16 protein-coding genes are annotated in these 21103 nt (G+C 65.2%); 6 read left to right on the forward strand and 10 right to left on the reverse strand.

Going from position 1 to position 21103, the window contains the following annotated elements; genetic code table 11:
• Positions 1-317 precede the first annotated feature (317 nt).
• Both ACK4OE_RS03425 and ACK4OE_RS03430 read left to right on the forward strand, forming a co-directional pair.
• Positions 318-866, forward strand: coding sequence for a hypothetical protein (locus ACK4OE_RS03425; protein WP_409883023.1), 549 nt, complete (start codon positions 318-320; stop codon positions 864-866).
• Positions 847-1155: a hypothetical protein gene (locus ACK4OE_RS03430; RefSeq protein ID WP_409883025.1), complete on the forward strand. Its 309-nt coding sequence runs from the start codon at positions 847-849 to the stop codon at positions 1153-1155. The genes ACK4OE_RS03425 and ACK4OE_RS03430 overlap by 20 nt, the downstream gene beginning before the upstream one ends.
• A 139-nt stretch (positions 1156-1294) precedes the next feature.
• Here ACK4OE_RS03430 and htpG read toward each other — a convergent pair whose 3' ends face one another.
• The 7 genes from htpG to ACK4OE_RS03465 form a co-directional block, all read right to left on the reverse strand.
• Positions 1295-3268: a molecular chaperone HtpG gene (gene htpG, locus ACK4OE_RS03435; RefSeq protein WP_409883027.1), complete on the reverse strand. Its 1974-nt coding sequence runs from the start codon at positions 3266-3268 to the stop codon at positions 1295-1297.
• Positions 3269-3424: 156 nt separating this feature from the next.
• Positions 3425-4360, reverse strand: coding sequence for an exopolyphosphatase (locus ACK4OE_RS03440; RefSeq protein WP_409784713.1), 936 nt, complete (start codon positions 4358-4360; stop codon positions 3425-3427).
• Between the two features lie 99 nt (positions 4361-4459).
• The gene (locus tag ACK4OE_RS03445) at positions 4460-5743 is read right to left on the reverse strand and encodes an esterase/lipase family protein (protein ID WP_409883029.1); all 1284 of its coding nucleotides are present in this window, start codon (positions 5741-5743) and stop codon (positions 4460-4462) included.
• A 55-nt stretch (positions 5744-5798) separates the two neighbouring features.
• Positions 5799-6626 (reverse strand): pseudouridine synthase, encoded by an 828-nt coding sequence (locus ACK4OE_RS03450; protein ID WP_409883054.1) that lies wholly within the window; start codon positions 6624-6626, stop codon positions 5799-5801.
• Between the two features lie 383 nt (positions 6627-7009).
• On the reverse strand, positions 7010-9364 hold the full coding sequence (locus tag ACK4OE_RS03455) for a putative bifunctional diguanylate cyclase/phosphodiesterase (protein WP_409883032.1): 2355 nt from the start codon (positions 9362-9364) through the stop codon (positions 7010-7012).
• Positions 9361-9936 carry a methylamine utilization protein gene (locus tag ACK4OE_RS03460; protein ID WP_409883056.1) on the reverse strand — a complete coding sequence of 192 codons (576 nt, stop codon included), beginning with the start codon at positions 9934-9936 and terminating at the stop codon, positions 9361-9363. The genes ACK4OE_RS03455 and ACK4OE_RS03460 overlap by 4 nt, the downstream gene beginning before the upstream one ends.
• Before the next feature lie 86 nt (positions 9937-10022).
• Entirely contained in the window at positions 10023-10922 is a 900-nt protein-coding gene (locus ACK4OE_RS03465; protein WP_409883034.1) for a DUF4394 domain-containing protein, read from the reverse strand.
• Positions 10923-11342: 420 nt separating this feature from the next.
• On the opposite strand from ACK4OE_RS03465, the gene ACK4OE_RS03470 reads away from it, so the two are divergent.
• On the forward strand, positions 11343-13058 hold the full coding sequence (locus ACK4OE_RS03470; protein WP_409883036.1) for a methyl-accepting chemotaxis protein: 1716 nt from the start codon (positions 11343-11345) through the stop codon (positions 13056-13058).
• 42 nt (positions 13059-13100) lie between these two features.
• Here ACK4OE_RS03470 and ACK4OE_RS03475 read toward each other — a convergent pair whose 3' ends face one another.
• Positions 13101-13835, reverse strand: a complete 735-nt coding sequence (locus tag ACK4OE_RS03475) for a Crp/Fnr family transcriptional regulator (protein WP_409883038.1) — start codon at positions 13833-13835, stop codon at positions 13101-13103.
• Between the two features lie 154 nt (positions 13836-13989).
• On the opposite strand from ACK4OE_RS03475, the gene ACK4OE_RS03480 reads away from it, so the two are divergent.
• Complete coding sequence (locus ACK4OE_RS03480) at positions 13990-15168, forward strand: ABC transporter substrate-binding protein (RefSeq protein ID WP_409883040.1); 1179 nt, start codon at positions 13990-13992, stop codon at positions 15166-15168.
• Positions 15169-15630: 462 nt separating this feature from the next.
• On the opposite strand, the gene ACK4OE_RS03485 is transcribed toward ACK4OE_RS03480, so the two are convergent.
• Both ACK4OE_RS03485 and ACK4OE_RS03490 read right to left on the reverse strand, forming a co-directional pair.
• The gene (locus ACK4OE_RS03485; protein ID WP_409883042.1) at positions 15631-16464 is read right to left on the reverse strand and encodes a general secretion pathway protein GspB; all 834 of its coding nucleotides are present in this window, start codon (positions 16462-16464) and stop codon (positions 15631-15633) included.
• A gap of 2 nt (positions 16465-16466) precedes the next feature.
• Positions 16467-18218 carry an ExeA family protein gene (locus tag ACK4OE_RS03490; RefSeq protein WP_409883044.1) on the reverse strand — a complete coding sequence of 584 codons (1752 nt, stop codon included), beginning with the start codon at positions 18216-18218 and terminating at the stop codon, positions 16467-16469.
• A gap of 225 nt (positions 18219-18443) precedes the next feature.
• Here ACK4OE_RS03490 and ACK4OE_RS03495 point away from each other — a divergent pair, with 225 nt between their 5' ends.
• Together ACK4OE_RS03495 and ACK4OE_RS03500 are read left to right on the forward strand one after the other, a co-directional pair.
• Positions 18444-20390: an AMP-dependent synthetase/ligase gene (locus ACK4OE_RS03495; RefSeq protein WP_409883046.1), complete on the forward strand. Its 1947-nt coding sequence runs from the start codon at positions 18444-18446 to the stop codon at positions 20388-20390.
• A 40-nt stretch (positions 20391-20430) separates the two neighbouring features.
• Positions 20431-21103, forward strand: a 673-nt coding sequence (locus ACK4OE_RS03500) for an ABC transporter ATP-binding protein (RefSeq protein WP_409883048.1), incomplete at its 3' end; no start/stop codon positions are given.

A 21103-nucleotide genomic window follows, 5' to 3' on the forward strand; every position in this document is an offset into this window, starting at 1 on the left:
GCTACCCAGATCACATTGCTGGTGGCATTGAGGGGCTGATCTCGCTGGTGGTGATGGCATACGCAGCGTGGAGCAAAACTACCGGTCACTCATCGCGCCATGCTGCAGCACGAGGCGGGGCGCGTTGGACACACGGCGCTGTTCGAGCCTGATGTCGCGCACAGGCAGGCCGCTGCGGGCGGACGCGGGCAATGTCCCGTGCATTCACGGCCCCACTGAACAGCATGGCACAGACGCGGCCCTCTTCAGCGTCCGAGGTCGCATTGCTGACGGCCAAGGAAGCTGCAGTTGACATCGAGGCCGCCTTTTAAGCACGCATGAACGCCTACCTGACCGAGCCGCTGCTTGAAGACGACTGTGGCAAGCCCTGGCGCCCTGGCTGTCGCCCCAAGGCCGCACCGCAAGAACCGGCGCCACAAACCCCTGCTGCTGCTGCAATCCCCGCCGATACGCAGACCCAGCGCCCGCCATTTGACGCCCGGGTGCACGAGGAGCGGCTTGCCCCGTTCGACCCGCCCAGCCTGCGCACCTTGCTGGGCCATTTCATCCGCCACTGCAACCGCCGCATCGCCACGATTCAGGCCACCGCCGAGGCCCAGGACCGTGCCACCATGCGCCGCGAGGCCCAGGACCTGGAAGGCGCAGCCCGCGCCGAAGCCACGCAGGCCATTCCCCAGCAACTGTCGGCCCTCATAGCCTCCGTGCACGACGGCCTGGGCCAGCTGCGCGACATGCAGACCCTGCGGGGAAGCCCCCCGGGGCCTGGCAGCCATTGCGGCCTTGAGCTGGACGCCCCCGGTGGGCTATGCTGCGAGCACTTTTATCCCCCAGCGAGTTGGTCAGCCCATGAAGGATTTGCTTCGTAACCTTTTTTCCATTCGCCAGCAGCGCAAGCCGGCGCCAGTGGGGCCCCTGCCGCAGGTGGGCGCAACCATCCTGCGCGGTCAGGTCAAGATGACCGTCAGCCAGCCGGTGCCCCGCGAACTGTGGGACTGGCTGGTGCTTTCAGGCTGGCGCAACATGCCCGTCAAAAACGACCGCCGCAAAGGCTTGGTGGTGCCCGAAGGAGCGCTCAAGGCGCTGATCGACGCTGACCCGCAAGAGCGCAACCGCGCGCACTCCCGCATCCTGGAGCAGGCCCAGCCTGAGGAGTGAAGCGCCTCCGGGGCGCATCCAACCGCCCCCTGCAGAAAAAAACCCCGGCAGTGCCAACAAAGCACCCCGGGGTTTTGCTTTTATTTTGATAGCTACCAGCGCTTACTGCACAAGCGCTAGAGGCCATTTTCACTGATATTTAGACCAGCAAGGCGTTCACACGCTTCACATACGCGGCCGGATCCTCGGGCAAACCGCCCTCGGCCAGCAGCGCCTGGTCGAACAGGATGTGGGCCAGGTCGTGGAAGTGCACGCTGCCATCGAGCTTCTTGACCAACGCATGCTCGGCGTTGACCTCCAGCACAGGCTTGGTCTCGGGCGCCTGCTGACCAGCCTGTTTGAGCATACGGGCCAGCTGGGTGCTCATGCCGTCGTCCTGCACGACCAGACAGGCGGGTGAATCAACGAGGCGCGTCGTTACGCGCACGTCTTCGGCCTTGTCTTTCAGCGCCTCTTTCAACTTGGCCAGCACGGGCTTGAAGGCTTCGGCGGCTTCCTCGGCCGCCTTCTTCTCGGCTTCGTCCTGCAGCGTGCCCAGGTCCACAGCGCCCTTGGCCACGCTTTGCAGCGGGGTGCCGTCAAACTCGTGCAGGTAGTTCAGCGCCCACTCGTCCACGCGGTCGGTCATCAAGAGCACTTCGATGCCCTTCTTCTTGAAGACTTCAAGCTGCGGGCTGTTCTTGGCGGCAGCCAGCGTGTCAGCGGTGATGTAGTAAATCGCCTCTTGCCCTTCCTTCATGCGTGCCTTGTAGTCGGCAAAGCCCACGGTGGCGGTGTCGCTGGTGGTGGAGGCAAAACGCAGCAGCTTGGCCAGGCGTTCGCGGTTGCCAAAGTCTTCGCCCAGGCCTTCTTTCAGCACAGCACCGAATTCGGCGTAGAACTGGCTGTACTTGCCTTCCTTGGCCTTGTCGTCGGCATCGACTACGTCGGTCACACCATCAGCGTTGGCCGACGTATCGTGCTTGTCATGTTTGGCCAGGTCTTCCAGCATGCTCAGCACGCGCTTGGTGCTGCCCTCGCGAATGGCGCGCACGTCACGGCTTTCCTGCAGCAGCTCGCGGCTCACGTTCAGGGGCAGGTCGGCCGAGTCGATGACGCCCTTCACAAAGCGCAGGTACGTGGGCATCAGTGCTTCGGCGTCGTCCATGATGAACACGCGCTTGACGTACAGCTTCACACCGGCCTTCTTGTCGCGGTTCCACAGGTCGAACGGCGCCTTGGCGGGGATGTACAGCAGCTGCGTGTACTCGGTGTTGCCTTCCACCCTGTTGTGGGCCCAGGTCAGCGGGGCTTCCTGGTCGTGGCTGATGGCCTTGTAGAAGTCGGTGTACTGCTCTTCGGTCACGTCCTTCTTGGGGCGGCTCCACAGCGCGCTGGCCTTGTTGATGGTTTCCCATTCGCCGGTCTTGACCATGCCGCCGGGCTGGCGGCCGCCGTTTTCGTCGCCGGGGGTGATCAGCTCGCCGTCTTTCCACTCTTCCTTTTCCATCAGGATGGGCAGGCTGATGTGGTCGGAGTATTTGGCGATGACCTGCTTGAGCTTCCAGGCGTTGAGGTATTCCTCGGCGTCGTCGCGCAGGTGCAGGACGATGCTGGTGCCGCGTGCAGCGCGGGTGATGGTTTCCACCTCGAAGTCGCCCGTGCCGCCGCTGATCCAGCGCACGCCTTCTTCGGCGGGCAGGCCCGCGCGGCGCGATTCCACTGTGATTTTGTCGGCCACGATGAAGCCCGAATAAAAGCCCACGCCGAACTGGCCGATGAGCTGGGCGTCCTGCTTCTGGTCGCCCGAGAGCTTGCCCATGAAGTCCTTGGTGCCGCTCTTGGCAATGGTGCCCAGGTGGTCAATGGCCTCTTGCTGGCTCATGCCGATGCCGTTGTCGGTGATGGTGAGCGTCTTGGCGGCCTTGTCGAAGGCCACGCGCACTTCGAGGTTGGGCGCGTCTTCAAACAAGGCGGAGTTGTTCAGGCCCTCAAAACGCAGCTTGTCGCAGGCGTCGGATGCGTTCGAGATCAGCTCGCGCAGGAAGATTTCCTGGTTGGAGTACAGGGAGTGGGTAACCAGGTGCAGCAGCTGGGCCACTTCGGCCTGGAACGACAGGGTTTGCTTGCTCATGGGAGGTTTCTCTCTCAGTCGGATGGGTCGGAATACAAAACAGAAAAAAGGGCCCGGCACAAAAAATCACGCCTGCCGAACCAGCAGGCGTGATTTAGGGGCAACTCAGGGCTTTTCAAGGGCGGCCAGTGGATGGCCGCCGTAGCGCCCAGCAGCTCAACCGTCGGCGTTGATGCGCTGGATCAGCGTCTTGAGCATGGCGTCGGCCTTGTCGTTGGCCACCTGGCAGGTGCCCGCGGCGGCATGGCCACCACCGCCAAACTCCAGCATCAGGTTGCCCACGTGGGTGTTGCTGCTGCGGTCCAAAATGGACTTGCCGGTTGCAAACACCGTGTTCTGCTTTTGCAGGCCCCACATCACATGGATGGAGATATTGGCCTTGGGGAACAGCGCGTAAATCATGAACCGGTTGGTGGCCCAGATGGTTTCTTCATCGCGCAGGTCCAGCACCACCAGGTTGCCGATGGAAATCGCACAGCTGAGCAACTGCTCTTTGGCCTTGGCCGCCTGCTCACGGTATAGGTTCACGCGCTCCTGCACATCGGGCAGCGCCAGGATTTCTTCGATGGTGTGGTCGCGGCAATACTGGATGAGGTCCATCATCAGCGCGTAGTTGCTGATGCGGAACTCGCGGAACCGGCCCAGCCCGGTGCGCGAATCCATCAGGTAGTTCAGCAGCACCCAGCCTTGCGGGTTGAGGATGTCGTCGCGCGAATACTGGGCCGAGTCGGCCTGGTCCACCGCGGCCATCATTTCGTCGGTAACGCGCGGGAAGGCGGCCTTGCCGCCGTAATGGTTGTAAACCACGCGCGCGGCAGACGGTGCGTGCGCTTCGATGATGTGGTTCTCGTCCCGGCGGCCTGAGTTGCGGATGGTTTCCGATTCGTGGTGGTCAAACACCAGGTGGGCGCCCGGCACATAGGGCAGGTTGGTGGTGATGTCGCGGCTGGTGATGGCCACCTTGCCGTCCTGCATGTCCTTGGGGTGGACAAAGGTGATTTCGTCAATGAGGTCCAGTTCATTGAGCAGCACGGCACAGACCAGGCCGTCAAAGTCACTGCGGGTGACCAGGCGGTATTTCACATCGCTCACTAAATTCTCCTTATTACGATTCACTGGGGCACATGGTAGCGGGGCTCCGGCCACCGGCAACGCCGTCGGCAAGGAAAAAGTCACCATCCGGGCGGCTTTTCACGGGGATCGCAACCACTGTTCAACTTGCTGGGCCACCCCCCTGTCACCCAGCAAAGCCAGGTGACCCAGACGGTAGAACACGGCTTGACGCTGCTTGGGGAAATCCAGGGTTCGCTGCGCATCATCGTGGATGCCCAGGGCACTGCGCAACGGCACCAACCCATCCCCCACCAGGCGGTCGGCCGCCGGGCTGCGCCGGGGGGCGACGGCTGCAGCCACCGCGCAGCAGGCCACGCCCGCGGGCAACGGCACGGGGGTGCGCTGATCGGGGGTCTTGCGGAAGCGGTCGCGCCCCAGCCAGTCGGAGTCCAGCACGTGGCCGTAGCGCAGGTCCGTGATGCCCGCACTGCGCAATTGCGCCAGGCGTGCAAACGGCCTTGAATAGGGCGTGCTGCCCAGCAGCGCATCGACCCAGTGCCCCGCCCGCTCCAGCGGCGCGCCATGGTGGGGTGTGCCCAGGAAGACCAGGTGGCGTAGCAGGGGCAACCAGCGGCTGGGTGGCGCGCCGGGCGCGCCCGCTTGCTCGCAGGCACTGCGCGCCACCAGGCCGCCCATGCTGTGCGCCAGCACCGCCACCTCAGTCACGGGAACAGGCCATGCGGCAACTAGCGATTCCAGCTGGCCCGACAGCTCGGCACCGTTGACAGAGGTGTGCAACCCGGTGTTGTAGCGCAGGTACACGGGGGTGTAGCCCAGCGCGTCCGCCAGATGGGCACCATGGTCATGGCCATCGCGCAGCCACTGCAGATCATTCATGCACAGGCCATGCACCAACACCAGCAGCTTGCCTGTGGTCACACCCGACGCTGCCAACACAGGCACATCCAGCGGCAATCCGTGCTGATAAAAGCCCATGCGGGTGCACAGTGGGTTGTTGTCACGTGCCAGGCGGTCACCCATCACGCCGTTCAGCGCGGCGATGACGGCTTCGCGCTCCCACTGCACCACCGCACTGGGCGCGCCCTGCGCAAAAAACGGCTCCAGCCGCGCCAAGCCTGCTTGCAAGCCAGCGTCCACCAGCTGCGTGACGCCACGAATGCTCTGGTAGACAAGTCCCGTCAACCCCCGGGTGCGACCTGGTTCGGCACCGCCGGGCAGGCCCATGGTGCGCAGCACCGACTGGTGTACCCCTTCGGCCACGCGGCTGATGCCGGTGGTGGCCTGCGTGGCCAACCGGGCCACACCCCGCAGATCGGAGGCGCGCAGCTGGCGCAGCGGGTTGGCCCGGGGGGCCTTGGGCTCATCGGAAGCACCGGAGCGAGGGCGCGGGGGATTGGGCATGAAGAAGGCTCCGGTCAACAATGCAAGGCGGTGAATGCGCGGAGCCCGTGAATGCTCAGAACCGCTCGTTGGGTGACAGATAGCGCCACTGCCCCACCGGCAGGTTGCCCAGCGTGATGCGGCCAATGCGGATGCGTTTGAGCCCCACCACCTTGAGGCCGACCTGCTCGCACATGCGGCGGATCTGGCGTTTTTTGCCCTCGGTCAGCACAAAGCGCAGTTGTTCGGGGTTTTGCCAGTCGACCTTGGCGGGTTTGAGCGGCTCGCCGTCCAGGCTCAGGCCGTGGCGCAGGCGTTCCAGCAACTCGCGCGGAAACACCGCCTGCACGTTGGTGCTGACAGGGTCGCGCTCGTCGATTTCCTGCAGCGGCGCGGAGCGCTCGCTGGGGTGGCGTGGCACCGCCTGACCCGGTGCCTGGTAGACCACGCGCACCAGGTACTCCTTTTCCATCTCGGAGTCCTCGCCAATGATCTGGCGGGCCACGCGGCCGTCCTGGGTGAGCACCAGCAACCCCACCGAATCGATGTCCAGGCGCCCGCAGGGCGCCAAGCCCCGCAACTGCGGCGGCGAAAAGCGGTTGCGGCTGGGATCGTCCCGCCAGTGGGTGCGCGGGTTGATGAGCGCCACGGCGGGCGTGTGGCCGTCTTCCGCCTGGCCGCTGACATAGCCCATGGGCTTGTGCAGCAAGATGGTGACGCGCTGCTCCTGAAACCCCTGGGCGACCTTGTCCACGTCGATGCGGTCAGTGGGCAGCACCTGCACGCCCATTTCGGCCACCTGGCCATTGACCTTGACCCAGCCCTGGGCAATCCATTCGTCGGCCTCGCGCCGCGAGCACAGGCCCAGCTCGGCCATGCGCTTGTTCAGGCGCGAACTGACCATGCCGTTCACCGTGATGGTTGCGGACGCTCGTTCGGGCACCTGCTTGATGGGCGCTACAAACGAACCCGACGCTGTGCGATAGGTGGGAGGTGCGGGTGCCCTGGCTACGCGCGGTGGCGGCGCAGGCCGGGCGGGCGCTGCTTTGGACGCCACAGCGGGGCGACGGAGCACCGGGCGCGCTGCGGGTGCAGATGTGGGGGATTCCCCTGCGCCAGACCCAGAGGGCAAAGAAGCGGCTGTGGGGGCGGCGGGGCCGGCAGGCGGGCGGGAGCTGGAAGAAGACATTGCGCGTATTTTCGCCTGCAGGGCCGGGTGGGCCAAATTTCAGAGTGAATCCGCTTTTCGCCACGGCATCCGAGGCCAGAGGGAAACTGGCCCGAAGCTTACCTCTGACGCGCCTGCCAGGCCAGAAAATCATCGACAGGCAGCGGTCGGGCGATGTGATAGCCCTGTGCCTCATCGCAGGCCAGCGCCCGCAGCCGCTCCAGGATGGCGGCGGTCTCGACCCCCTCGGCCACCACCGTGAGGCCCAGGTTGTGAGCCAGGTCGATGGTGGAGCGCACGATCATCGCGTCGTCCTCGCCCGCTTCCATGCCCATCACAAAGGACTTGTCGATCTTCAGCTCGTCCACCGGCAGGCGCTTGAGGTAGGCCAGCGACGAATACCCCGTGCCAAAGTCATCGATAGACAGCTTGAAGCCCTGCTCGGACAGGCGGTTGAGCATGGCCTCGGCGCGCTGCGGGTCGTCCATGATGGCGCTCTCGGTGATCTCCAGGCAGAACGCCGTGGCGGGCACCCCATGGCGCACCAAAATGGCGGCCAACCGGTTGCTGAGGTCCGGGTCCAGCAGGTCGCGGGTCGACAGGTTTACCGAAATGCGCAACGGCATGGCCACCGTGCGGGGGTCGGCCAGCAGCCGGGCCACTTCTTCAAAGATCCACAGCGTCAGCTGCCGCACAAAACCGGTCTGCTCGGCAAAGGGGATGAACTGCATGGGCGGCACCAGCCCGCGCTGCGGGTGTTGCCAGCGCACCAGCGCCTCGGCCGCCAGCCCGGCCTGGCCGTGCAGCGGCACCTTGGGCTGCAGGTACAGGCGCAGCTCGTTGTGCTCGACAGCTTTGCGTAGCTCAGACAACAGTGACAGCGTCTGCGAGCTCGCCGAGTCAAACGATGCGTCGTACTGCACCGCCCCGCTGAGCTTGCGCTTGGCCGCATACATGGCGATTTCGGAGCGGCTGAGCAAGGTGTCGGCGTCCTGCGCGTCACCCGGCCAGCAGGCAAACCCGATGCCCGCGCTCAGGTCCACCGTCTGGTCTTCAAACGCCAGGGGCACTTCAAACGACTGGTTGATGCGCTGTGCCAGCGCGTGGGCCGCGGCGGCATCGGCGCGCTGCAACAGCAGCGCAAACTCATTGCCGCCCAGCCGGGCGACCATGTCGTCGGGCGATGCCATCTGCTGGGTCAGGCGCTCGGCCACAGCCTGCAGCAGTCGGTCGCCAAACGCATAGCCCAGTACATCGTTCACGTGCTTGAAGCGGTCCAGGTCCAGGGTCAGCACGGCCAGCGGATGCCCGGCGGCGCTGCCTGCAATGGCCCGCACCACCGCTTCACGAAACCGCTCTCGATTGGGCAAACCGGTCAGCCGGTCCCAGTAGGCCAGTCGGCGGATTTCGGTTTGCTGCGTGCCGATATCCACACGCATGTGGTCGAACGAGCGCGCCAGGTTGCCAATTTCATCGTTGCGGCCGGTGTGTTCCAGCGGCACGTCGTACTCTCCGCGCGACAGGCGCTGCGTGGCTGCCAGCAACGAACGCAGCGGCGTGGTCAGGCGCTGCGCCATCAGGCCCGTGCCCACGGCAAACAACAACACGCCCGCCACGGTGATGATGGCCAGCAGCACCTGCAGCTGGCGATAAGGGGCCACCACCTCGTCCACCGAGCGCAGCAGCAACGCCTGCACCTCACCGCCCACGCTGTCGATGCGGGTGCTGCGCACCAGCAGCGTGCCCTCGGGCGTGCGCAGCTCACCCGAAACGATGCCCTGCTTTTTGAGCACCAAGAGCGTCTCGGGCGGCATGGTGCTGACCGGCACGCTCATCATGCTGCCCGCACCGCCCGAACCGCCCGCAGCATCACTGACAACCAGCGCCACGTTGACGGACAACAACTGCCGCATCTCGTCGGCCAGCGCCTGGTTGATGGGGAACCCCATCAGCACCCAGCCGATCACCACCGGCGCCCGCATGGGCACCATCACAAACTGGTAAGGCACGCCGTCCATCACAGCCACCTGGCTTCCCTGGGGCTGCGCCGCCAGCGGGGGCACCACCTGGCGCAGCGTTTGAGGAAACTCGTCCATGCTGTCGTCAGTCAGGCTCACAGCGCGGAGGGTGAGGTCGGTGTCCAGCAGCGCCGTGACGGCGGCGCCGATGCGGCTGCCGTGGTTTTCCAGCACGGACTGAATGGTTTCATCGTCGCCCGAGTTCACCGCCGACCGAAAGCCGTAGTCGGCCGCCAGCAGGGCCGAGCCCTGGCGCAGCTTGTCAGCGTTTTGCTCCAGCAGGCGGCGCCAGACGTTTTCGTCCAGGTCCAGCGCCCGGGCGATCTGGGCGCGCGCGTTGCGGTCGATGGTGGCGCGCACCACCGCAAAACCGGCGGCCTGCACGATGAGCAGCAGCAACAGCGACAGCCCCACCAGCCGCAGGATGAGGCTGCGCCGGGCCCAGCGCAGTGTCAAGGCTGCAGCCCCGTCAACCGCACCGACGCAGTGCCCGTGCCAGTGGCGGGCACGGTGATCGATTGCTCCAGCGCGGGCGCGCCCACGGGCAGGCGCGTGTGCCAGGTGCGCAACGTGTACGTGCCCGCAGGCACATTGTCGATCTGCGCCTTGCCGGTGGCAGCAGCACTGCGCGCGTAGTGCGGCGTGTCCACCACCAGAATCCAGCCGATCATCTGGTCGTGGATGTTGCAGCCCAGCGCGACCACGCCTGCCTGGTCAAACAGCACCGGGCTGGCGGGCGTGCCGGTGTACAGCTTCAGCTCGAACTTCTTGGCGGGCGAAAAGGAATACACATGGTGACGCACCGAGTCGCGGTTGGGGAACAGCACCTGGGTGCCCACCGGAATCACCAGCACGCCGGGCACAAACTGTTTTTTCTCTTGCGCCATTTCGGCGCCTGCCAGGGGCTTGACCTGCTTGCGCGCATCAGCCGAGTCCAGAAACACAACCGCGTCAGCCACAGGTTTACCTGCAGCGTCCAGCACGTCAACCTGCACCGTGCCCGCATGCGCGGCAGCGCACAGGCCCATCAACGCGCCCCACGCCGCAGCCCGCGCCCAGCCGGTGCAGGTGGCCTGGTGCAGGTGCACCTGCGGGTGCGGGCGGGCTTGCTTCATCACGGTTCGATGGCCATGCCCAGCAGGGGGGCGCCCTCGCCGACCTTGCCCAGGGGCTTGGCGGCGCCGGTGGCCAGATCCACCAGGTGCAGGCGGGTCTGGTTGTCGGTGGGGGTGCGCACCGCAATCAGGGCGGTATTGCCCACATCGGCGATGTCAAAAGCCACATCGGTCAGCGGCCCCAGTCCCAGGACGCCCACCGTGCGCAACTGGCCGGTGTTGGGCGACACCACCGGGGTGACGCCTTCGCGCGAGCCCTGCATCACCAACGCGCCCAGTGCGCGGTCGATGGCGTAGTTGGTAGTGAGCTTGCTGTCCTGGGTGTTATAGGTGTAGGCGGCGCCTGCAATGTCCGGGGCACGGCGCTCGTTGGCGTCGCTTGCCGCGTATCGCAGGGCCGGATCGGGCTGCACGCCGTCGATGGTGGGGTCGCCATCCACCGCCGCACCGGTGTCGGGGTGCAGGCGCAGGTTCTGGCCGGTGTTGGACACCACGCGGATGCGGTCAGCGGCGGGGTTGAAGTCAAAGCCAAACGACGTGCCATTGAGCGCCAACGCGGCGGGCGCTGCGCCCACAGGCCGCAAGGCGCCGTTAGGAATGTCAAGCGTGTACAGCCGCCCGGACTGCGACAACGCATACAGCACACCCCGCGCTACCCGAAAGTCGATGCCCACCAGCCGTTCGCCTGCCGCGAGGCCCGTAACCGGGCGGCGCTCCAGGATGCGATCGGGCTGCGCCGCATTGAAGGTGATGAGTTCGTGCGCGGACGTTACCGCCACCACCAACTCGCGCTGCGCTACCGCAGGCGGCAGGGGCGCGGCGCAGCCTGCCAGCAAGCTGCCACCAACCAGCGCACCCCAAACGGCTCGCCCACTCAATCGACGGAAAAACAGGTTCATACAAGACCTCGCATCTGTAACCGGGTTATACCCGAGCGGTTCTTGCCCCACAGCCCCGGGGGTAACCCTTGGCGACCAGAAAACTAACAAAATTCATAGCTATCAGCGCTTTACAGGCAAGCGCTAGATGCCATTTTTACCCATATTTTTTCCAGCACAGCACTGTTTCAATTTCGTGGGGTGGCACGACTCTCCAGGCTTCCAATTTGTAACAAGCAGGCCATGCGCTTTAGACATGCGGCTATCCCTAAGCCTCATGACACATTTTGTTATTTCTGCCTACACTGCACCGGCCCCGGCCCGCGCAGACCTGCATGCCTCGAATGGGCTCAGGCACCGTTATTGCTTCAGCTTTTTCACATTCGGTTACTTTCGTTTTGTCTCTCCGTTTCTTCGCTTTCGAGACCACAAGGACCCCTCATGCTGGCCGCTTCTTCTCTTAAATCCTTGTCCATCTCCAGCCGCCTCGGTCTGGGGTTTGGTTGCGTACTTGTATTGCTGGTGGCGGTGGCTGCGGTGGGCCAGCTGTCGGTTGGCAAGGTGCATGACCAGATGCAACTCATCACAGGCGTCGGCGCCAACAAGGCCAAGCTGGTCAACGGCATGCTGGAGAGCGTGAGTGCCATCGGCATCCAGAGCCGCTCGGCCGCCATGCTCAACGACATCGACCCCAAACAGGCACGCGAGCAGATCGACGCGGTGGGCAAGACCCTCAAGGAATACAGCACCGAAGAAGCAGCGCTGGCGCAACTGATGGTGCCTGCCACGGCGACGCCCGCCGAGATTCAGTTATTGAGCGAGATCCAGGCGCTGGGCGCCAAAACCCGCCCCGAGCTGGAAACCGCCATCAAGGCGGCCGATGACGGCGACACTGTCAGCGCGACGCTGGCCCTGATGACCCGCGTGGCCCCCAGTGAAACCGCATGGCGCAACAAGCTGGGCGAACTCATTGCGCTGCAGAACACCCTCAACGCAGAGGCCACGGCCAACGCAGACAGCACGCAGCGCAATGCGCGCATGGTGGGCGGGTTGCTGGTGCTGCTGGCCATGGGTCTGGGTGGATTGATCGCCTGGCGCATCACCACCAGCATCACAGCACCCATTGGCCGCGCCGTGGTGGTGGCCGAGCGCATTGCCAACGGCGACCTCACCTCGCAGGTGGAAGTGCGCATCCATGACGAAACCGGACGCCTGCTCGAAGCCATTGCCGCCATGCAGGAGCGCCTGCGCACCCTGGTGGGCGAGATCGGCCAGACGGCTGATTCCATCCTGGTGGCCAGCTCCGAAGTGGCCTCGGGCAACCTGGACCTGAGCCAGCGCACCGAACAAACCTCGCACAACCTGCAAAGCGCGGCCAGCTCTCTGCTGGACCTGACCGGCACGGTGTCGCAAAGCGCCGACTCGGCCCGGCAGGCCAACCAGCTGGCGTCCACGGCGTCCGACGCCGCCACGCGCGGTGGCGAGGTGGTGTCGCAGGTGGTACGCACCATGGACACCATCAGCGCCAGCTCGCGCAAGATCGCCGACATCATCAGTGTGATCGACGGCATCGCGTTCCAGACCAACATTCTTGCGCTGAACGCGGCGGTAGAAGCCGCCCGCGCAGGCGAACAAGGCCGTGGCTTTGCGGTGGTGGCGAGCGAGGTGCGCAGCCTTGCGGGCCGCTCGGCCAATGCCGCGCGCGAGATCAAGGCGCTGATCGGCGCCAGCGTAGACCAGGTGCAGGAAGGCAGCACCCTGGTGAACCACGCGGGCAAAACCATCGAAGAGTTGGTGCTGTCGGTGCGCCGCGTGTCCGACATCATGGGAGAGATCACCGCCGCCACGCAGGAGCAAAGCCAGCGCATCGGCCATGTGAACCAGTCGGTGGGTGCGCTCGATGAAATGACCCAGCAAAACGCCGCACTGGTCGAAGAAGGCGCCGCCGCCGCCGACAGCCTGAAGGAGCAAGCGGGGCGCCTGACTGAGATGGTGGGCGCCTTCCGCCTGACACGCGATGGCGGGGACGAAAACAGCTGGGGCGCACGAATGCAAGCCCCCGCTGCATCACCGGTACCGGTACCGGCACCTGCGGCCCGCGCCAGCTTGCCGTCCTCGCTCAAGCCACGCAACAAGCTGCCGTCGCTGCCCCGCTGATTGGCGATCCGCTGAAAAGGCGAAGCGACAGTCCAGAGCCTTTCAACCGCCTTTGAGTTGAAAGATGCTGGAGCGCAGTGCCGCCAGGTCCAGCACGCGCAGGCCGCCGTACTCCACGCGGATCGCGCCCTGCGCCTCCAGCGCGGCCAGCGCCTCGTTCACCCGCTGGCGCGACAGGCCCACCAGGTATGCCAGCTCTTGCTGCGTGATGCGCAGCACCTCGCCCACGCCGGGGTACAGCACCGGGTTGAACAGCGATGCCAGGCTGCGCGCCACGCGCACGTCGGGGTTGTTCAGGCGGTCGATCTCGCGCGCGGCGATGAACTGGCCCAGCCGCTCATTGAGCTGGTTCATCACAAAACGGTTAAAGCCAATGGAGTGGTCCAGCAGCCAGTGAAATGTCTCCAGCGGCAGGCCCGCCACGATGCTTTTGCGCAGCGCCTGGATGTTGTAGCGGTAGGGCTCGCGCTTGATGGTGGTGCCCTCGCCAAACCAGCCGCCGGGCGGCAGGCCGGCATACGTCATGGTCTGGCCCTGCGCATCGTCGCTGCTCATCTTGAGCAGCCCCTCCACCACGCCAAACCAGTAGGTCACCGGGCGGCCCACGCGGCACACATAGTCGCCCGCCTTGGCGTCGCCCACCAGCAGCGCCGCCACGGCCCGCTCGCGCTCGGCAGGCAAAAGCAGAGGCAGCCACGGAATGCCGTCCAGCTCTTCAGCGGAGGGCGACCGGCGCCGCTGGTGCAGCGACAGGTCCTGGTGGGTGCGTGGGTCCAAGGCGGCTCACAAAGCAAAGGAAGAAAGAGCGTGGATGCGGGAAATCCACGACTCGAATTGTCGTCAGAAAGACAAAGAAATGTCAATCGCACCCGGATGATCTCCCCCTCCCTGGCCGCCACGAGCGCGCACGGGCCACAACAAGGAGACACCTATGCACAACCACAAGCCTGCTTGCCGGCCCCCCCGGCCTTCCACGACTATCAACAGGCGCACGGTGCTGTCCGCCGCCATCAGCCTGCCATGGCTGGGGCACCTGGGCGGCGCCAGGGCACAGGACAGTGTCCTCAAGATTGGGCAGTCCACCGCACTGACCGGCCCGCTGGGCGATTTGGGCTCGGCCATGCACCAGGGCGCCAAGGCGGCGTTTGCGGGCATCAATGCGCGCGGCGGCGTCAACGGCCGCACCATCGAACTGGTCACGCTGGACGACGCCTACGAAGTGCCCAAAGCACTTGCCAACGTGGAAAAACTGATGGCCGAGCGCGACACGTTTGCGCTGTTCAACTGCATGGGCACGCCCATGATCGACGCCATGCTGCCCAAGGTGCTTGAGAGCGGCATCCCGTTTTTTGCGCCGTTCACCGGCGCACAGCTGAGCCGCATCGCCACGGCGCGCAACGTGTTCAACATCCGCGCGAGCTACGCCGACGAGGCCGAAAAGCTGGTGCAGCACCTGTCCACCATCGGCATTCAGCGCATCGGCATCGTCTACCAGAACAACGCGTTCGGCAAAGAGATCTTTACGGCTGCCAAGCAGTCCATGGACCGACTCAAGCTGCCCAGTGCCGTTGCTGTGACGGTGGAGAACAACGCATCGGACGCAGGCGCGGCAGCGGCCAAGCTGGCGGGCGGCAACCTGGAGGCCATCGTCGTCGGTCTGGCAGGCAAGCCCACACTGGAGTTCGTGAAAGCGTTTCGCGCGCTTCAACGCGGCGTGACGCTGTATGCGCTGTCGGTGATGGGCACGCCCGCCACGGTCAAGGCCCTGGGGCCGGACGCCACCGGCATGGCCATTTCGCAGGTGGTGCCGCTGCCGTCCAATGTGGTGATGCCCGTGGTGCGCGAGTTTCAGAGCGCCTGGAAAGCCTCTGGCGCCACCGCAGAGCCGTCGCACCTGGCGCTGGAGGGCTACATCAACGCCCGCGTGTTCGCCGAAGCCCTGCAGCGCGCAGGCCGCAACCCCACGCGCGCAGCCTTCATCGACGCGACCTGGAACCTCAAGAAGTGGGATCTGGGCGGGTTTGAAATCAACGCCAGCACGCCGGAGCGCAATGCCTCGCGGTTTGTGGAACTGACACTGGTGGGACGCGATGGGCGGTTTATCAGGTGACTCCCCTGAGCGGCTGCGCCGCTCCCCCCATAGAGCCTGTTTACGATCTCGCAGGGGATCGCGTTGGAGCGCAATCGGGATGAGTGGATGCTTCGGATGCGCCGCATGGGCTCATGCCCATGCAAGCAGTCGATGCGTTCAATCGCCCGATTTCGCTCCAACCCTTCGGGCAGTGGTCTTTGCGGGCGGTCTGCGGCGTTGCGGCGCTTGTGGATAGCCAAGCTATCCACTGCGCACCGCGCCCAGCACCCCATCCCGCAAAGTCCGCTGCGCGACCCCTGGGAGATCGTAAACAGACTCTTAGGGACGCCACCCGTGGCCTGGCGGAGCCAGTTCCACGGTGGCTCTCGCTTTGCGTGGCGCCAGTTTTCACGACCCAGCGCCGAGCAAAATTACTATCAAACAAATAGCTACTAGTGCTTATTAGATAAGCGCTAGAGGCCAATTTGACCCATATTTTTGCTATTGCGAGGCCAGCCCGTAGCGGTAGCCTTTGAACGACCAGATCGTGCGCGTGGGCTCGATCTTTTCGAGCAACAGGCCGGGCGCGGCCACATCGCCCTCGTGCAGCACCTGGCCGTTGACGATGGCCATACGGTGCATCGGGTTGGCAGAGTACGTGGCGCCCGAGATCTTGAGTGAGGGCAATTGCGCGCGCACCGCGTCGGGCAGGTCGCTCTGCGCAAACACGGTACCAGTGGGTGCGGGGGCAGATTCTGCAGGGCGGGCGGTGGACGGGGCGGGGGCGCGTTCGCGCGGGGCTTCGTCTACTGCCCGGTTGCGGGTCACCTCGTTGGTCGTTGTGCGCGTGGTGGCCAGTGTTGGCGCAGGTTTTTCGCGCGCGGGAGGCGCAGTGCGGCGCTCTGCCGCAGGGGCCGGGATCGACACAGCGGCGGCCACGGGGGGCTGGTTGGCGGGTGCGCGCGCCACCGGCGCGGCAGCAACGCTGGCTGCAGGCGCGGTAGTCTGCACAGACGGTGACGCGACCATGGCCACACCAGGCGCTTCAGGCTGAGAAGGCGATGCAGGCAGTGAAGTCGCAGAAGGAGTTTGTGCCCCCGCCAGCACCACGCCACCGCTCGGCGCGTTGCTCTGCATCGCCCACCACGTACCGCCTGCGGCCAACGCAGCCACCACCAGCACGGCCACCACCACCACGATCAACGATGCCGGCGGCGACTGGCGCTCTGCTGGCAAGTTGCCGGGCACGGGCGCAGCCTGGGTATGCAGGCCGGGCACACCGCCACGGCCCCGCTCGGCGTCTGCGCGCCGAAGCGCGTCAAGGATGTAGGACATGGTTAGCCTCCGGTGCGCAGGCGCGGCTCGTTCACACCGGTCGCACGGTTGAGCAGCATGAGGGTCAGGGGGCCAGCGCGGCCGTCGGGCGTGACGCCCTGGGCCAGCTGGAATCGGTGAATGCGCGACTGTCGCAGCGCAGGCGTCATGGGACGGCTGCTGGGGCCCGCGCCGCCCGCGGCCTTGGAGGCCAGTTGTTTGTCCAGCCACGCGGCGCCGTCGGGGGAATCGACGATTTCGCCGCGCTCGGGCATGCCAGGTGGAGTGCGCCACAGGGTGGCCATGTCGCCGCGCCACACCTGTGCCAGCGCTTCCAGCGGCAACTGCAGGGTCTGGCCGTTGCCTTCCAGCGTGGCCGTGTCGCCGTCGAGGCTGCGCAGCACAGCCGATACCGATTCGTCGGCGTCTTCGGATGGGAACAGGGTCAGCATCACCGGCCGGTCAATTTGCCGCACCAGGTTCAGCCCCGCGCGGCGGTTGCGGTAACACCGCAAGCCGTCGCGTGGCAGCGTGGCGCAGGCATCGGCGCCGTCGGCCAGCGTCACGCCCCAGGCCGATGCAAGGACTTTCCACGCGGGGGCGTCGCCCGCTGACTGTGCCGCCAGAAACTGCTGCAGCGCAGGTGCAAGCGTGGGTGCAGTGGCTGCCAGTGTGGCCGATGCCGCCGATGCCGCGGGGGCGGCTGCCACACCCGGCGCAGCCACCGCAGCACTGCTCGCCGCCGCCTGTCGCGGGCCACTGGGCGCTGGCGCCACGACCGCTGCACCACCGGTCTGATGGCCCGTGCCCATGCCGGTACCGGAAGACGGCGGCCACACGCCCAGCGCCCATCCCGCTGCGGCCACCAGCGTGGCACCAGCCACACCACCCAGGCCCGCCAGCGCCCAGCCCGGCATGGGGCCCCGGTCACTGCGGGCTGCCGCCGCAGCCCCGGATGCGTCAAACACCTCGCGCGCGGCGCGGTTGACGATGGGCACGCTCACCTCGCGCGCACCCGCCGCATAGGCACCCAGCAGCGCGCGGTCGCACAGCAGGTTGATGCGCCGCGGCACGCCGTGCGACAGCACATGCACGCGCCGCAAAGCCCGCTGGCTGAACGGCAATGGGCCTTGCAGCCCGGCCACGGCCAGGCGGTGGCTGATGTACTGCTGCGTCTCTTGCGGAGTGAGTGCATCCAGGTGAAAACGGGCAATCACGCGCTGCGCGAGTTGCTCCATGGACGGGCGCGCCACCATGGTACGCAGCTCGGGCTGGCCGATGAGGATGATCTGCAGCAGCTTGCGCTCGCTGGTCTCCAGGTTGGTCAGCAGGCGCAATTGCTCCAGCACATCGGCCGACAGGTTTTGCGCCTCGTCAATGATGAGCACGTTATTGCGCCCACTAGCGTGCGCGGCCAGCAGCGAGGCGTTGAGCGGGTCGATGCAGTCCTTGACCGTTTCAACACCCGGCACCGCAGGCGCGTGCGGCACACCGAACTCGTCGCAGATGGAGCGCAGCAGCTCGCCCACGGTGAGCTTGGGGTTGAAGATGTAGGCCACGTTGCAGTGCGCCGGAATCTGCTCCAGAAAACAGCGGCACACCGTGGTCTTGCCGGTGCCCACCTCGCCCGTCAACAGCACAAAGCCGCCGCCTGCGTCCAGCCCATACAGCAGGTGGGCCAGCGCCTCGCGGTGGCGCTCGCTCATGAACAGGTACCGGGGGTCGGGGGCGATGGAAAACGGCGGGTGCTGAAGGCCGAAAAACGGGGCGTACATGCCCGTGAGGATAACGCCGTGGTGTGAAGCCCCTGCCCTGCCACCCTCACCCCCCCCGCGAAGCCAGGGAAGGGTTTCACCCACCCCGGAGTTTCCCGTAAATTGTCGTCGGAAAGACAAGATAACGTCAAAGTCAGTCCTAGCATGGGACCCATCGCGCTGCCACAAGGCGACGCCACCGGCAATCACCGGGCTGACACTTCTTTTATCTATTAGGAACCTGTAATGTTGACCACGTTCCCGCAACTGCTGCTAAAGCATGCGGCTGACCGCCCCACGGCGCCGGCGCTGCGCGAAAAAGAATATGGCATCTGGCAGGCCCACACCTGGGCCGACCTGGCACGCCTGGTGGAACAGATTGCCGCTGGCCTGCACCGCGCCGGGTTGCAGCGGCATGAACACATGGTGGTGATTGGCGCCAACCGCCCCCGCCTGTACGCCACCATGCTGGCCACGCAGTCGCTGGGCGCCATTCCGGTGCCGCTCTACCAGGACGCCGTGGGCGCCGAATGCATCTTCCCGCTCAACAACGCCGAGGTGCGTTTTTGCCTGGTGGAAGACCAGGAGCAGGTGGACAAGATTCTGGAGATCCGCGAGCAGTGCCCGCAGATCTCGAACATCTACTTTGATGACCCACGCGGCCTGCGCAACTACGAAGAACAAGGGCTGGCGTCGCTGGATTCGCTGATCGAAGCGGGCCAGGCGCATGTTGCACAAAACCCCCAGTGGTTTCGCAACGAAGTAGCCAAGATCCAGCCCGACGACGTGGCCGCGATGTTCTTCACATCGGGCACCACGGGCAACCCCAAGGGCGTGGTGCACACGCACAGCACCCTGCTCGACCGCGCATCGGCCGGGGCCGAGTTCGACAAGCTCACCAGCAGCGAAGAAGTGCTGGCCTACCTGCCCCCGGCCTGGATTGGCCAGAACATCTTCAGCTACGCGCAGTGGCTGGCCTGCGGCTACGTGGTCAACTGTCCCGAGTCGGCCAGCACCGTGACCATCGACCTGAAGGAAGTCGGCCCCACGTACTACTTTGCGCCACCCCGCATTTTTGAAGGCCTGCTGACCAGCGTGATGATCCGCATGGAGGACGCGGGCGCCTTGAAGCGCAAGATGTTCCACGCCTGCATGAGCGTGGCCAAGCGCGTGGGCCCCGCGCTCATGGACGGCGAAGCCGTGAGCGCCATCGACAAGATCAAGTACGCGCTGGGCAACTTGCTGGTGTACGGCCCGCTGCGCAACAACCTGGGTTTCAGCCGCGTGCGCGTGGCCTACACGGCGGGTGAGGCCATCGGGCCGGACCTGTTCACGTTCTACCGCTCCATCGGCATCAACTTGAAGCAGCTGTACGGATCCACCGAGACCGCCGTGTTCGTCTGCCTGCAGCCCGACAACCAGGCCCGCGCCGACACGGTGGGCGTGCCGATTCGCGGTGTGGAGATCAAGGTAGCCGACAACGGCGAGATCCTGGTCAAGTCCGCCGGGTTGCTCAAAGAGTACTACAAGAACCCCACGGCCACGGCCGAGGTGCTGACCGCCGACGGTTGGTACCACACCAGCGATGCAGGGTTCCTTGACGCGCATGGCCACCTCAAGATCATCGACCGCGTCAAAGACGTGGGCCGCATCAAGGGCGGCGCCAACGACGGCGCCATGTTTGCGCCCAAGTATGTGGAGAACAAGCTCAAGTTCTTCCCGCACATCAAGGAAGTCGTCGCCCTGGGCGATGGCCGCGAGAAGGTGTGCGTGATGGTCAACATCGACTTTGACGCCGTGGGCAACTGGGCCGAGCGCCGCAACCTTCCCTACGCAGGCTACACCGACCTGGCACAAAAGCCCGAGGTGTACGAACTGATCCGCGAATGCATTGAAAAGGTCAACGCCGACCTGGCCACCGACACCATGCTGGCAGGCAGCCAGGTCAGCCGATTCCTCGTTCTGCACAAGGAGCTGGATGCCGATGACGGCGAGTTGACCCGCACCAACAAGGTCCGTCGCGGCTTCATTGCGGACAAATACGGCGTGCTGGTGGAGGCGCTGTACGGCGGCCGCACCGAGCAGTACATCGAAACCCAGGTCAAGTTTGAAGACGGCCGCACCGGCAGCGTGAGCGCCACCCTGAAGCTGTCGGACACCAAGACGTTTGCACCGGTCAAAAAAGCCGCATGACCGCGCAGCCCCCCATCCACAGAGTCCAGACATTCATCCCATGACCAAAAAGAAGATCGGTGACGTCATCCTCGACGTCAACAACATCAGCCTGCGGTTTGGCGGTGTGAAGGCGCTGACCGACATCTCGTTCAACGTCAAAGAGCACGAGATCCGCGCCATCATCGGCCCCAACGGCGCGGGCAAAAGCTCCATGCTCAACTGCATCAACGGCGTGTACACGCCGCAGGACGGCTCCATCACCTTTCGCGGCAAGACGTTCTCGCACATGAACTCGCGCCAGGTGGCAGAGATGGGCGTGGCGCGCACGTTCCAAAACTTGGCGCTGTTCAAGGGCATGAGCGTGATCGACAACATCATGACCGGTCGCAACCTCAAGATCAAAAGCAACATCTTGATGCAAGCGCTGCGGTGGGGCCCCGCCGAACGCGAAGAGATCGCCAACCGCGAGCACGTCGAACACATCATTGACTTCCTGGAAATCCAGGCGTTTCGCAAGACCCCCGTGGGCCAGCTGCCTTACGGCCTGCAAAAGCGCGTGGACCTGGGCCGCGCCCTGGCCATGGAACCGCAGGTGCTACTGCTCGATGAACCCATGGCCGGCATGAACGTGGAAGAAAAGCAGGACATGTGCCGCTTCATCCTGGACGTGAACGACGAGTTCGGCACCACCATCGTGCTGATCGAGCACGACATGGGCGTGGTGATGGACA

The sequence above is a fragment of the Acidovorax sp. genome, from assembly GCF_046314175.1.
GTDB lineage: Bacteria > Pseudomonadota > Gammaproteobacteria > Burkholderiales > Burkholderiaceae_C > Acidovorax.